11 protein-coding genes are annotated in these 13,013 nt (G+C 56.4%); 3 read left to right on the top strand and 8 right to left on the bottom strand.

The window, feature by feature from the left end:
• Positions 1-2: 2 nt before the first annotated feature.
• From RDV48_23750 to RDV48_23725, 6 genes are all read right to left on the bottom strand, one after another.
• The gene (locus RDV48_23750; GenBank protein ID MDQ7825837.1) at positions 3-218 is read right to left on the bottom strand and encodes a hypothetical protein; all 216 of its coding nucleotides are present in this window, start codon (positions 216-218) and stop codon (positions 3-5) included.
• A 112-nt stretch (positions 219-330) separates the two neighbouring features.
• Positions 331-1,461, bottom strand: coding sequence for a heavy metal-binding domain-containing protein (locus tag RDV48_23745; GenBank protein MDQ7825836.1), 1,131 nt, complete (start codon positions 1,459-1,461; stop codon positions 331-333).
• 38 nt (positions 1,462-1,499) lie between these two features.
• Positions 1,500-3,014 carry an ankyrin repeat domain-containing protein gene (locus RDV48_23740; GenBank protein MDQ7825835.1) on the bottom strand — a complete coding sequence of 505 codons (1,515 nt, stop codon included), beginning with the start codon at positions 3,012-3,014 and terminating at the stop codon, positions 1,500-1,502.
• Positions 3,011-3,349 (bottom strand): hypothetical protein, encoded by a 339-nt coding sequence (locus RDV48_23735; GenBank protein ID MDQ7825834.1) that lies wholly within the window; start codon positions 3,347-3,349, stop codon positions 3,011-3,013. The genes RDV48_23740 and RDV48_23735 overlap by 4 nt, the downstream gene beginning before the upstream one ends.
• Positions 3,350-3,485: 136 nt before the next feature.
• Positions 3,486-4,955 (bottom strand): S8 family peptidase, encoded by a 1,470-nt coding sequence (locus tag RDV48_23730; GenBank protein ID MDQ7825833.1) that lies wholly within the window; start codon positions 4,953-4,955, stop codon positions 3,486-3,488.
• Positions 4,956-5,054: 99 nt separating this feature from the next.
• On the bottom strand, positions 5,055-7,442 hold the full coding sequence (locus RDV48_23725; GenBank protein MDQ7825832.1) for an HNH endonuclease: 2,388 nt from the start codon (positions 7,440-7,442) through the stop codon (positions 5,055-5,057).
• Between the two features lie 485 nt (positions 7,443-7,927).
• Here RDV48_23725 and RDV48_23720 point away from each other — a divergent pair, with 485 nt between their 5' ends.
• Positions 7,928-8,452, top strand: coding sequence for a phospholipase D-like domain-containing protein (locus tag RDV48_23720; GenBank protein MDQ7825831.1), 525 nt, complete (start codon positions 7,928-7,930; stop codon positions 8,450-8,452).
• A gap of 77 nt (positions 8,453-8,529) precedes the next feature.
• Positions 8,530-9,168 carry a hypothetical protein gene (locus RDV48_23715; protein MDQ7825830.1) on the top strand — a complete coding sequence of 213 codons (639 nt, stop codon included), beginning with the start codon at positions 8,530-8,532 and terminating at the stop codon, positions 9,166-9,168.
• A 5-nt stretch (positions 9,169-9,173) separates the two neighbouring features.
• Here the strand turns inward: RDV48_23715 and RDV48_23710 are convergent, their stop codons facing one another.
• On the bottom strand, positions 9,174-10,184 hold the full coding sequence (locus tag RDV48_23710) for an HAD family hydrolase (protein ID MDQ7825829.1): 1,011 nt from the start codon (positions 10,182-10,184) through the stop codon (positions 9,174-9,176).
• Positions 10,185-10,386: 202 nt separating this feature from the next.
• Positions 10,387-10,881, bottom strand: coding sequence for a hypothetical protein (locus tag RDV48_23705; GenBank protein MDQ7825828.1), 495 nt, complete (start codon positions 10,879-10,881; stop codon positions 10,387-10,389).
• Between the two features lie 199 nt (positions 10,882-11,080).
• On the opposite strand from RDV48_23705, the gene RDV48_23700 reads away from it, so the two are divergent.
• Entirely contained in the window at positions 11,081-12,769 is a 1,689-nt protein-coding gene (locus RDV48_23700) for a ShlB/FhaC/HecB family hemolysin secretion/activation protein (protein MDQ7825827.1), read from the top strand.
• Positions 12,770-13,013 lie beyond the last annotated feature (244 nt).

The raw sequence follows: 13,013 nt of genomic DNA, 5'->3' as shown, positions 1-13,013 counted from the left end.
CCTCAGCCCGATTTCCTCGGGCTGAAAACCATCATGATCGGCTGCCTGTGCGTATAGGCATCGTTATAAACATTGACGGCATGGGTGCTGTCCTTTGTGGGAGGGTCAGGGAGGCTCGTGGCATACATGGGCCCCCGCGAACCGCCGCACGACGCGATCATGAAAGGCAGACCCAGAAGACAGGCGATGATAAGAATAAGTGCAGCCCCTTTTCTCATAGTGCTCCTCCTTTCTCAAGCGGTGTAGCACTCTTAATTATATACGAAAGAGAGGATCCTCTTCAAGTAAATCGGGTACAATTCCCTCCTCACTGAAAGAGGCAATCCCCGGTCAGAGCCTGTTAAGGTTTGTGCCCAGGGTGAACTCCGCCACGTTGATGAAGGTGTCCTTATCCTTCATCACGGCCTGGGGCGGGAGCTGATCAGACTGGGTCTTGAGGCCCTCCATCCTTTTCACGGCCGTGCCTATTGCCATGAACTCTATGATCCCGTTCCCGAACTCATACACGTAGACCTTGACACCCAGCACGTCATCGGCTCCGCAGGCCTCGGCGTCCTTCTTGATCTTGCTGATGGCATTCTCGCGGGCGTCGTATACGAGCGTCGTGAGCTCGTTGATCTCACCGCGCATCAGGGCTTTGAAGGCCGAGGTGATGCTCCCCACGAATCCCAGCGAGTACACTGATACTCCCAGCACGAGCTGGATAGGCATGTAGCCTATGCGGATGATGTTCCACATTTCCTCGTTGGTGAGGTCGCTCGTGATGGGGCTCTTGGCATACTGGGGCGGAAGGCCTTCATGCATCGACGCCGTGCCGATCATCACCATCTCCTGCATGCCCTGGAAGGGAATGATTGATGTCTTGATACCCACGACGGTATTGGCGCCTGCTTCACGGGCCTCGCCGGCAATGCGCTGGAGGGCAAGGTGGCGGGTCTTGTTGAATATCTCTGAGAACTCTATGATCTCTCCGCGGGCGAGGCTCCGGAGCGATCCGAGAATGCCGCCTCCGATGCCTATGGAGTAGGCAACGTTGCCGAAGACAAACTTTATGGGCCGGAATCCTGCGTCCATCTGGCAGTAAAGCTCCTGCCCGTCGGCTGACGATGAGAAGCTGAGCTTCTCATCGCGCTGGCCCTCGCGGTGAAGGCAGGAGCCCACGGAGAGAAACTCCACGTTGCCGATATGCTGAATCAGCTCGTTGGTGACGCCCGATATCCCCGTTCCCCCATGCCTCTCGGCCTCGGCCACCATGCGCTCAAGTGCCTTCTGCCGGCCTTCACGGACTATACTGGTGACCTGCGTCACCTCTCCCCCCAAGAGGGTTTTGAAGCCTGATGCGATTCCACCGATGAAGCCCAGTGAGAACACGCTGTTCCCGATGACCAGATCCCCCACCGTGAGCCCCTTGCTTGCGAGACAGTACATCTCGTTTCCCGATAACCCCGTCACAATTGCCATAGTGTCCCTCCTCGATATATCTCTTCTTCACTGATTCTTCAGTCCCCGCCGTTACCCTGCTTTTTAGGTTTCCACCATCCGCCGCCCGAGAGGCGTTTTATCGCATCAGCCGTGGCCTTGTGGCCGTAGGACTTTGCAACCTGCAGGGGAGTCTGGCCTGACCTGTCCCTCATGGAGGCATCGGCGCCCTTTTCCAGGAGCAGAGCCGCCGCATCGGCGTGGTCATAATAGGCCGCAAGGTGAAGAGGCGTGGAGCCGTCGGCATTTTTAGCGTTCACCTGGGCCCCCCGTTTGACCAGGAGGGCTGCCACATCCCTGTGCCCTCCCTGGGAAGCCATGTGAAGGGCTGTCCCCCCGTCATCCTTCTCTGCATTCAGCTTTGCTTCCTTGTTGAGCAGCAGCTCTACGAGGTCAAGATGTCCATGGAGCGCCGCAAGGTGGAGGGCTGTCCAACCATCTCCCCTGCGCGCCTCAAGGTCGGCTCCATGGGCTGTGAGATATCCGGCAATATCCCTGTGGCCGTGAAACGCCGCCGTATGAAGAGGGCGCCAGCCGCTCCCATCCCTGGAGTTCACCTCTGCGCCCCCGTCAACAAAGGATTTCACCGCGTCAAAATCATTCTTTTCTATGGCTTCGAAGATCGATCCATACTGCTTCGCAGACCTGGCAAAGCCATGGGGTGAGGGAGAAAGGCCGCCACTCCCTTCATTGAGTGAATTGGTGACTGCCGCGGGGGTGACTGAGGCTTTCCCGTCAAGCATAAGAAGTATCTCCTTTGCAGAGGAGGGCCGTTTCGCGGGGATCAGGTCCAGCATCGCCATGATAAGGTCCGAAAGCTCCGGGGGGACTCCGGAATTAAGGGAGTGAGGGATTTCAAAGGTGAAGAGGGGTAATTCGCTCTCCTCAGGGTTTTTCCCGGTGAGCAGGAAGTGCATGAGCACGCCGAGAGAGTAGATATCGCTTCTTGGCTCCGCCATACCCCTGTATTGCTCGGGTGCCGCGTATCCCGGCGTGCCGATGACGGTAGCCTTCTCCTGGGGGGAAAAAAGGCGGGCAATGCCAAAATCCACTATGAAGACCTTGCCGGCCGAGAGCATGGTGTTCCGTGCATTGAGATCCCTGTAAATTATAGGGGGCGTCTGCATGTGAAGGTACTCAAGTATCAGGAGCATCTGCCGCATGATATCCAGGCCGTCAGCGGGCGGGAGGGCCCGCCATGACCGTTCCTTCATCACCGATTCAAGATCCATCCCCTCGACGAAAGTCATTACGAGAAAGTGAGCGGGCTTTCCCGAGTCTTCGTCATGGGCGGTGAAAAAGTCCGAAACCTTGGGGATCCCTCCATGGTGAAGGCGGGAGAGAATAAGGGCTTCCTCCTTGAACCGCGATTCCGCGTAGGCAAGCTCGGCATCATCCGTAAGGGGAGCGAGCATCTTCTTGAGGGCAACGACAGTGCCGAGACGCTGATCGCAGGCTCTGTAAATGCAGCCCATTCCTCCCTTTTTCACCGTTGAGAGCACCTGGTACCTGTTATCAAGGAGGGGGCCGCTCATTGCACTTCCACGACTTCCAGTCTGAGGCGCGCATTGTTATCACGGACGTATTTTTTCATGGCCCTCACGAACCTTGTCATCACCTCGTCGGGAGCCATGGCGCACTTTATCACGATATGGGTTCTTGCCGGCGAGGGGTTCTTGAAGTCGTTCCTGAATTTTTCAGAGTTGATGGCTTTGAGATAGCATTCCACTTTCTCCAGCAGAAGGGACTGGTGCTCCGCCTCAAGTTTCCCTGCCGCCAGGATAAAGAGATCGATGCCGCCTTCTTTTCTTTTCCCTATGCCGTCTATTATCTTCGGGTCCTTGAGGGGACCTGCCTTTCTCTCTTTCATGGCTCCTCCCTGATGGAGTCACAATTCTTCAAAACCGCGGGATATCCTTTGCGTCACGGCGTAAAGAGGCCGAAAAACTTGCGGGACCACCTTCCGGCGATCCCGCATATTCTCTTCAAACGGCCATGAAAGGCTTTCACTCCTCCTTCGGCGCTTCTCCGCCTGCGAGGAGCGCTTTGTGCACATTGAGCCTGCCGCCCGTCACCATTTTCTCATTGAACTCCGGCACTGCATCGGTTGTCTGCATGAGGCGCTCTTTTAACTGAGACGCGCTGATGTCGGGCTCATGGGAGGCAACAAGCCCCGCGGCGCCGGCAACGTGGGGCGTCGCCATCGAGGTGCCGCTCTTTGAGCCGTAACCGCCGCCAGGTACCGTGGAATATATGCTGGAGCCCGGGGCTGCCAGATCCACCGTGGTCTTCCCGTAATTGCTGAAGCTGGAGAGCCTGTCTCTGTGATCTGACGAGGCGACGGCCAGGATGTTGGGCGATTCGTAGCTCGAGGGATAATGGGCCTCCTTGTCGTTATCGGCTGACGAGTTGCCCGCGGCGGCCACAAAGAGCCCCGGAAACCCGTCAATGGCATCCTTGAGAGCCTGGGAGAATTCTCCCCCGCCCCACGAATTTGAGGTGATGCGGGCGCCCATCCTGGTCGCGTATATCACGGCCTCGATGGCGTCGGCCGTCGTGCCTCCGCCGCTCCCCTTGATGAACTTGAGGGGCATGATGCTGGCCTGCCAGTTTACCCCCACGACACCTGTCTTGTTGTCGCCCTCGGCGGCAATGGTGCCGGCGCAGTGGGTGCCGTGGCTGTGGTCATCCATGGGATCGCCATCCTTGTTGGCGAAGTCGTAGCCATGCACATCATCCACGTAGCCGTTTCCGTCATTATCTATCCCGTCACCCGCTATTTCGCCGGGATTGGTCCATATGTTGTTCTTCAGATCGGGATGAGTGTAGTCAACGCCGGTGTCAATGACGGCAATGAGAGGACCGCCGGCACCGGTGGCGATGTTCCATGCCTCGGGAGCATCGATGTCGGCATCGGCCTTCCCGCCGGTCTGCCCCGTGTTGTCGAGGCCCCAGAGCTTCCTGTCAAGATCATCGGGCTTCACCTGGGGCCCCTCGCCGGGAGTGGCGGGAGGAGTATCACCGTTGCCTTCTGCCTTTGCGGCAGGGCCGGCGTCATCTTCATTCTTCGGGAGCCTTATCACGAAATTCGGCTCCGCGTAAGCGATTCTCCTGTCCTTCTCAAGGCTCTTGACGGCATCCTTCACGGGCACGTCGGAGAGGATTTTCACATGGCAGATATCGCCGTTTCCCTGGCTCTTCATGGTCTCGGGGAGATCATACTTCTTTATCACCTCGAGGCGGATCCCCCTGAATTCAAGCGATGACGGCACGGCCCCCTTGAACCTGACGAGAAGCTCGCCCGGCACATGCTCGCCGTACTCCTTCACGCGGATTTCCTCTTTCGCGCCGGCCTTCCCCGTGAGTGCCACCTCGTCGCGGGCCTCCGCGGGGCCTGCGGCCTCCGGCGGCGGGGCCTTGACGCCTTTCACATGGGCGGTGTGCTGATTCAGCGGTGAAATTTTTGCTGCGTCCATTTCAGTGCTCCTTGCATAGTTTGTGTGCATGCATTTTGAGTAAGGTGACCCGATTTTTATTATACCCGATGAGGGCTCCCCCATGGAAGATCTTTCTTGTTAACTTTTTGAAAAGATCGTCCTGCGGCACCCGTTTTCATAGACCAGGAAAGGCGTCCCCTCCGAGGGGGAGCCGAAGGTGAAGGTAAGATCATGGGGTGCCCTGCCTTTTATGGTGAGGGTCCTGAGGCCGTGGAGGAGGTGGAGGTGGCAGGCCTCGCAGAGGGTGATGAGGTTCCATTCGTCATCGCTGCCGCCCTGGGAGCGCCTGATGATGTGGTGAACCTGCAAGTTCCTGCGGCAGCGGCAGCCGGGGGCCTGGCAGCGGAACCGGTCGCGCTTCAGGATCCTGTGGTGATGTGCCGCTTTTTTCAAGGTTCCCTCGGTGTCAAGGTAGTCAGCGAGGAGGGCAGCAAGGAATTTTTCTTCAGGAGGGATTAACGCATCGTCCGGCCGGGTGGGGTCTTGCTGAGAGGCGGAATGGAGAAAGACCAGGGCCGCCATGTTCCAGACCTCGTAAAGCTCCCGGGGGAGGAAGAACCTGATCGTCATGGAGCCCCTGCCTGCGAGCGGTGAGGAGCCTCCCGTTTCCTGTGAGGAGGCTTTGGATGAGAGGATATCCACGAGGAAGGTTTCCTCGGGGTTGGCGCCATGGGGGATGGTACAGATCTCCCGTGCCTTTTCGAGATGCCCCGCACACAGCACGGAATTTTTTTCAATTTTAATCTGGGCCTCGCAGGCGAGCAGTTCATCGACATCGCTGAAATATTTCCAGGGCGCATCAAAGCGCCTGTCCCGACTTTCCAGGGAGGCTTCGTCATCCTCTGGGAGAGGCCACGCTGACACAGGCGACGGGCCGCCATACCAGGACCCGGTCCTGATGATATCCCTTACCTCAAAGGAAAGCTCATGATACCGCTCATCGCTGATATAGCGGAAGCCGGGAAGGAGCGTATAATTTATCGGCACGAAGCTGTCGTATTCGATGATACGGGCGATACGCTCTGCCTCTTCCCTGAGATCTATGGTGGGCACGCCTGCGGCATAGGCTATCCAGGCTTCCTCGTTTTTGGAATTCACCAGGGGAAGAATGAGGCGGGCCTGTTCCCTGGTGATGGTGCCGCTCCTGAAAGCCTTCTCGGTGAGGGAGTGGCGGCGGAATCCATTGGCAAGCGTGATGAACTGGCGGGCCTGTGCCTTTGAGAAGCCGCACCGCTCCTGGGCGTACTCCTCGACTGATTCATAGCCGAAGCCGGTGAAGAGCGATCTCACCTGCATCGCCCTGAGAAGCATCCCTGCGGCCATGTCAAGCCTCTGGCGGATCGCCGCGGCTCTGATGAGCCTCCCGGCAAGGGCTCTCACCGGCTCCCCGTCTGCCTCCCCATCGAGCCAGGAAGGGAAAAAGATATCCCACGGCGATTCCCAGGGATCATCAGCACCCCCCTTTCCAGCGCTGCCATTCTCCGTTACTTCCTCTTCATCGCTGATGAGACGGGCTCTCTGCTCTCGGGTCATGAAAGGCGCCCGGTAAAAGATGGGAAGGCTTCCCCTGTCATCGAGAGGCGCCGGAGCCGGCTTCCGTGATGCCAGGAAGTTCGCGAGGAGCTCCTCGACGAAGCCCGCGAGAGGCCCGCCATAGTGCTCCTTGTCGCGGAAGAAGGAAAGGGCGAAGTCCCAGGTGAGGGCAAGCGTGGGCGTAACTTTGAAGCGCATCATCATCCCTTCCGCATCGGGCTGATGACTCTCTTCGGGCTCTTCCCCGCTCCAGGAAATCTTCCCGCCGCACTCGTGCGACTCCGGAGCGACAGGCTCCTTCCCCCCGGCAAGCGCCTTTTTTACTTCGCGCTCCAGGGCGCTTATCGAGAGCTTCTGCGCTATGCCAAGCCACTCTGCCTCGTTCTCAGGCGTTATCACTCTCAAAAGATGCCTGAGGGCGCTCCTGGCGATCCTCCCCTGGAGATATGCCTCCCGGGTGAGCGGCAGATGCCTGAGAAACTCGAAGTTGCGCATCAGCTCCGAAGCGGTGCGTCCCGACATCGAGAGATGCTCCACGGCGAAGGTGGCCATGGAGCGATAACCGAGATGATCAACTCCTTTCGTCTTGAGATTCACGAGAAGGCCGCCCAGGTGGAGGTCAAGGGCGAGGCGGCCGCGGATCGCCTCACAGAGGGTGAAATCTATGCGGGATGCCCTATCATCCCTGTCGATGAGAGAGGGGCCAAAGGTAAGGTCATTCGCAAGCCTTTCCGCTTCGGGGATGAGGCCCTCCCTGGTAATCTTCACGATATGCTCCGGTTTATACAGGGTTCCCTCGGGAAGCTCATAGGGCTCGGGGAGGAGGAGCATATCCTCGTAGTCCTCTGAAGAGAAAGAATCACCGAGGTGAAGAAGCTCTTCTTCATCGGGGAGGAACAAGGTATCAACGGCTTGGGTATCATATGTATCCATAGAGTAATTTTATCATATCAATGAGAAAATATCAAACAGGCCACCCCTCTGAAACCTCATCACGACAACGATATGATGCCATCACCAGGTGCCCTCCAAAGGACCTGAAAGGGGCGAAAAGGTCAAAAATGACCCTGAAGGCCATTGCGTGCGAACCAGCGAGGTGCCAGGCCGGTTTCCATGGGTTTCATATATGGTCTGCCGCCAGGCGAAAGAATTCTTCAACGAATTTTTCGCGGAGAAATACTTCATGAACACCTTTCGGGGCGGCCATCCAGGGTGACCACCGGGAAGAAAAATACCGGGGAAACTATGATCCGATGCCGCCAGATGACAGGTTGAACTGCCATAATAGTTTGTTATCAAAGGCTTTGCAGAGAATTGCCCGGTTCTCCCGCAGACCGGAACGGCAGGGCCGGGGGCCATTCTCCCGGCTGGCAGGATGAATGCTTTTCCACTCTCGAACTATACATGCCATGGAGAAGATGGAGTTTGTCACCGACAGGGAGATCTACGAGAAGGTAATCCAGAATGCCGTTCCTTCCGCCAGGAGCTTCCTCTGGATTGGCACGTCGGACATGAAGGACCTTTACGTGGAGAAAGGAAAAAAATTTGTCCCCTTCCTGGAGATCCTTTCAGACCTTGTAAAAGACGGCGTGGCCATAAGAATCATCCATGCCAAGGAGCCTGGCCCCGCATTCCGGTATGATTTCGACAAGTACCCCTCCCTTATTGAAGGGGTGGAGCAGCTTATCTGCCCGAGGGTCCACTTCAAGACCGTCGTTGTTGACGGGCGCTTTGCCTACTCGGGAAGCGCCAACCTCACCGGCGCGGGGATGGGGAGCAAGGGCGACAACAAGAGAAATTTTGAATCGGGGATCGTCACCACCGATCTCCCCCTGGTGAAGCGGATAATGGAGCAGTTTGACAGCGTCTGGATGGGCGCCCACTGCGAAAAATGCCAGCGTAAGGACTACTGCTTTGAATACAGCGACCTTGGCGCGAAATAGGCGCATTCGGGAAGGAACACGGCCAGGCGCCGCGGTATTTCTCTTTTATAAGATAAAACCGAGAGGAGTAACCCGATATGAAAAAAATTTCTGCGTTTCTTATTGCTCTTCTGTGTGCCCTGATCCTTGCCGCACCCTGCGCATATTCCCAGGACAGGGAGAAAGAGGGAACAGAAGGCACTGAGAAGACCAAGATTGAGAAAATGAAGCAGGGCAGGATGGGCGACATGATGAAGGCCCTGAAGCTCGACGATATGCAGCTCGAGCAGCTTATCCAGCTCCGCGAGAAGCACCTCCAGGACACAAAAGAGATAATGAGCGGCATGTCCACCAAGATAAGAAACTGCCTTACGCCCGACCAGCAGGCCATCTGGGACAAAAAGACTTCAGCGAAGGGGGGCGCAGAGAAGGGGGCCCTCAAGGGGCTGCTCAAGGAGCTCAATATCGACGAGAACCAGAAATCCACCATTGTCACCGTTCTGAAAGACGAGCGCGCCAAGCTCCAGGCATCCCGTGAAGCCTACATGGGCGGCCTGAAGGAGATACTGAAGCCCGAGCAGTTCGAGAAGTTCACCGAGCTCAAGGAGAAGGCCGAAAAGTTCAAGGAGCAAGGCGAAAAATTCAAGGAGAAGATGAAGGAGCGCCGGGAGCTGAAAGAGGGCGGGAAAGAGAAGCCCGTGGAGAAGACGGGGGAGGGGACCGAGCAGGAGAAGTAAGAGCCTTACTTTCTCTCTGACGGCTTCTCGAAGGGGAATATCTTTCTGAAGTCCTTCTTCATCGACACGGTGGTCCAGCCGCTTTTCCCGGCGAGCTCAAGGGCTTTTTCGGCTCCGCCGTCATAGCAGTATTCGCGATCCCCGTCATCATGATGGAGCAGTAATGCCATTGAAGGGCCTTTCCTTCCCTTGACATACTGGAACATCTCCACATCGCCGTTTGAGTTCCCGATGGCCATGACAGGAACCCTTCCAATGCGCTGCTGAATATACAGGGGCTTGTACTCCCTTTCCACAAAGGGCATGTGCTGTGAAGTCCTGGTGATGAGAGGCCGGCCATCATCCATGGTGAACCTGGTGACGACCTCGGAGCCGATAATCCGCTCAAAGGGAATACCATAGGCTGACGGCGCAAGGGCTCTTATGAACTCTGTGCTCCCCGCCGAGCAGATATAGACCTTGAACCCCCGCGATACAAGGTACTGCAGAAGCTCTCTCATGGGCTGATAGACAAGGGCCGGGTAAGGCCTGCTGAAGCGGGGGTGCCGGGCGGTGCCCAGCCACCTCGCCGCGGCGGCCCTGTAAGCTTCACCGGTAATCCCCTCATGGATTGTGTCATCAATGGCAACGGCATCTTTCCCCGAAAGGGAGTCGATAATCTCCCTGTTCCCGTCGATTATGGCCCGGTACGGCTCGCTGTTTCTCCAGGGAGGGCTGTTCCAGGAAAGCTCCCTCACCCTGTCCAGCACGAAGGAATACTGGACATAGCGGGGCTTCTCCACGATGAGGGTTCCGTCGTTGTCGGTGACGACAATTCTCTCCTCCGGGGGAAGGGCTCCCGGCCCCGAGGTGACGGAATCCACGAATGAGATTACCGCCGCCTTTGCAGCGCCGCCGTTCCATGAGGGAAGGGGTTCAGTGCGCTCCCTTGCTTCTCCCCACCGGGCAAAAACCAAGGCTGTCATCAGGACAAGAAGCACCGGGGCTATGGGTATGCTTTTTCTCTGGGCAGGCATCGGCAGGTCCTCCTTCACTTTTCCCTGGCCACCACGAGGCTGCGCTTTTCAGGAACAGCCTCCCGGGGAGTGGCGTCAAGATTCTTCTTCCCCTGCATCGGAAGATATAAAGGGAAAACCGATCCTTCCGGTGGAGAAAAAACACTCACCGGCCCCTGGAAAATCCCTTGAACACGCGCTGCAGCGGAGAGATTCGCGGGACCTATTTCACCTGGCGCTCCCTCTTCTGTATCTCCCGCCACTTGGCGAGCTGATCCTTCGTGAGGGTCTCGTTGACCACCTTGGAGGTCTTCACGTTGGCAAGACGGATATCGAGCTCTATGGCGCCTATCTGCTGGAGCTTCTCCTTGATCTTGTCAAGTGCCGCGTTGGCGTTGATGAGGTCGCCGAGCTCCTTGTTGGCGGCCTTGAGCTTGTCATTGTTGGAAGCAATCTCCTTGTTGAAGGAGTTCACCTGGTCCTTGAGCTTCTTTGTCTGGTCAGCCGAAAGGCCCAGTTCCTTTTCAAAGTCAAAAATGGTCTTCATCCTTGCCTGGGCGGCAGGCGTAGCAGCAGCGGGCGGGGTGAGCTTTACGACGGGGGCCATTGTTTCCGTCGGCGCAGGTGAAGGCTTTTTTGCCTGGGAAAATGCACTGCCGGCATTGCAGAGAAGGAAGGCGGCAATGAGGAAAATGACAAGAATACATGAGTTTTTCATAATGGATCTCCTTTGTGTTTTATGATCATAAGCATTTCTTGACAAAGGGAGGTTCTCCTTTTTCATGGGACTGGCGAAGCAGAAATCCCCGGCTTCTCTTGATTTCCTATCTGAAGAGGATTATTTCCTCTCATGCCGGCAGGAATCTTTCTGGCAATCGATAATAATAATTCCTTAATTTTGGAAGAATGGACTTTTGATGAAAAACGGCAGAGAATTCGTTGGTGCACGAAGATGCGGGGCGCTCCTTGCCATTGTGCTCCTGCTCTTTATGCTTGAAGGGATCGCATGGGCCGCGCCTTCAATGGATCTCGCCCCTCTCGATGAAAATGCCGTAAAACAGCATTTTTTTGAAGTCTGCGGGGCCGGTGCCGAAAAACCTGCTCCGGCAGCCATTCCTGAAAAAAAATTCCCCGTGAGGAAAGTGAGCCTCGAGGGAAACACCGTCTACGGAAGCAGTGTCCTCTCGCCCTTCGTGGCCCCCCTGGAAGGGAAAGAGGTCTCCCTCGAGGAGCTCAAGCGGGCGGCCCTCAAGATCCAGAAGTACTACAACGACAAAGGCTATATAGCGGTGAGAGCCTACGTGCCTATCCAGGACATCAATGAAGGCAATGTAAAGATATCAGTCATTGAAGGAAAGGTCGGGAACATCCGTGTCGAGGGGAACAAGCACTACAGCGAGCGTTTTGTAAAATGGTTCATGGAGCCAATCAGGAAAGACAAGCTTCTCAAGGGGAACACGCTCCAGCGCGCCGTGATGCTTCTCAATGAGTTTGACGGCCTCAAGGCGAAGGCATTCCTCCAGCCCGGCGAGCGCGAGGACCTTGCCGACGTCATCATCAAGGTAGAGGATGAGAAACCCCTTTACATGGGCCTTGAGTACAACAACTTCGGCAACATTTACTCAGGCGAGAACAGGGCCGGCTTCAATCTCACCGCAGGGGACCTCCTGGGGTGGGGAAACCAGTTCTCGGCGCGCTTTCTCGAGCTCTTCCCCTCCAACCAGACGACGCCCCTCGCACAGGCCATGTATAACCTGCCCCTTAACAACAGGGGCCTCAAGGGCACGGTATATTACGCCAACTCTGACGTGCGCATGGGCCAGGACCTCTCGGTGTACAATATCCTTGGAAGCGCAAGGATCTATGGGGCCATGGTGCGCCAGCCCATTCTGCGCTCTCCTGCCCGCAGCTCCAATATTACCTACGGCTATACCAGCAAGAGCATGCGGAATTTCTATTTCCAGAGCTATCCCACGAGCCATGACGAGATACGGGCACTCTCCCTCCTCTATGACACGAGCTGGATGTCGGGCCAGGGAAAGAACTACCTCTTCCTGTCGGGCACCCAGGGGCTCGGCGAAGCTTTCGGGGGTATGAAGAACGATTATGCCCTTTCAAGTCGTGCCGGATCAGGCGCCGACGACAATTACACGAGGCTCAACCTGGACTTCCTGAGGGTTCAGAAGGCGGGGTCGTGCTTCTTCCTCTTCCGCGGGTCAGGGCAGTATGCCTTCGAGCCCCTCGTGGTGGCGGAGCAGTATCCCCTGGGAGGCCCCGACTCCGTGAGAGGCTACCAGCAGACCGAGTACCTTGGCGACAGCGGCTACTCGGTGAGCGCCGAGTTTCGCGTTCCCCTTTCAAGGAAAAACAACAACCTCCAGGTCGCCTTTTTCTGCGATCAGGGCATGGTGTCCCTCAAGAACCCCGTGCCGGGAGAGGCCGGCACGAGAAGCCTCACGGGAGCAGGCGCGGGGCTCCGCTACAACTTCGGCGAGATGAGCTGGGTAAACCTCGACTGGGGCGTTCCCCTCAACCCCGTGAGGAACAATGTGAACAGGAGCCCCATGTTCTACGCCCAGTGCTCTTTCCGCTTCCACGTGAAATAATCCCCATGGGTCCCCGGTACCGGGAAAAGATTCTATAACCAGAGAAAAATTGAGCAAATTCTCCTCTATTTATTAATAAAACTAGTTCTCGCTACGTATTGAATAAAGCTCTAATATTTATTATAATATAATAAGTCGCACAAAAACCTGGCGAAGCTATAGAAACATTGTAACTCGGATTTTTTGTTTAATCGGGTGGTATTTTCTCGGTTTGATCTTTTTTTTTCAGTCATTGCTCATACTA

Source organism: Candidatus Eremiobacterota bacterium, from assembly GCA_031082125.1.
Lineage (GTDB): Bacteria > Vulcanimicrobiota > CADAWZ01 > CADAWZ01 > Ess09-12 > Ess09-12.
Note: the sequence above shows the minus strand (reverse complement) of the source record. Positions and strands in the feature narration are given on the sequence as shown.

Excerpts from the sequence above, each read along its gene's own strand:
- RDV48_23750 (MDQ7825837.1), bottom strand. The coding sequence starts at position 218 with ATGAGAAAAGGGGCTGCACTTATTCTTATCATCGCCTGTCTTCTGGGT.
- RDV48_23745 (MDQ7825836.1), bottom strand. The coding sequence starts at position 1,461 with ATGGCAATTGTGACGGGGTTATCGGGAAACGAGATGTACTGTCTCGCA.
- RDV48_23740 (MDQ7825835.1), bottom strand. The coding sequence starts at position 3,014 with ATGAGCGGCCCCCTCCTTGATAACAGGTACCAGGTGCTCTCAACGGTG.
- RDV48_23735 (MDQ7825834.1), bottom strand. The coding sequence starts at position 3,349 with ATGAAAGAGAGAAAGGCAGGTCCCCTCAAGGACCCGAAGATAATAGAC.
- RDV48_23730 (MDQ7825833.1), bottom strand. The coding sequence starts at position 4,955 with ATGGACGCAGCAAAAATTTCACCGCTGAATCAGCACACCGCCCATGTG.
- RDV48_23725 (MDQ7825832.1), bottom strand. The coding sequence starts at position 7,442 with ATGGATACATATGATACCCAAGCCGTTGATACCTTGTTCCTCCCCGAT.
- RDV48_23720 (MDQ7825831.1), top strand. The coding sequence starts at position 7,928 with ATGGAGTTTGTCACCGACAGGGAGATCTACGAGAAGGTAATCCAGAAT.
- RDV48_23715 (MDQ7825830.1), top strand. The coding sequence starts at position 8,530 with ATGAAAAAAATTTCTGCGTTTCTTATTGCTCTTCTGTGTGCCCTGATC.
- RDV48_23710 (MDQ7825829.1), bottom strand. The coding sequence starts at position 10,184 with ATGCCTGCCCAGAGAAAAAGCATACCCATAGCCCCGGTGCTTCTTGTC.
- RDV48_23705 (MDQ7825828.1), bottom strand. The coding sequence starts at position 10,881 with ATGAAAAACTCATGTATTCTTGTCATTTTCCTCATTGCCGCCTTCCTT.
- RDV48_23700 (MDQ7825827.1), top strand. The coding sequence starts at position 11,081 with ATGAAAAACGGCAGAGAATTCGTTGGTGCACGAAGATGCGGGGCGCTC.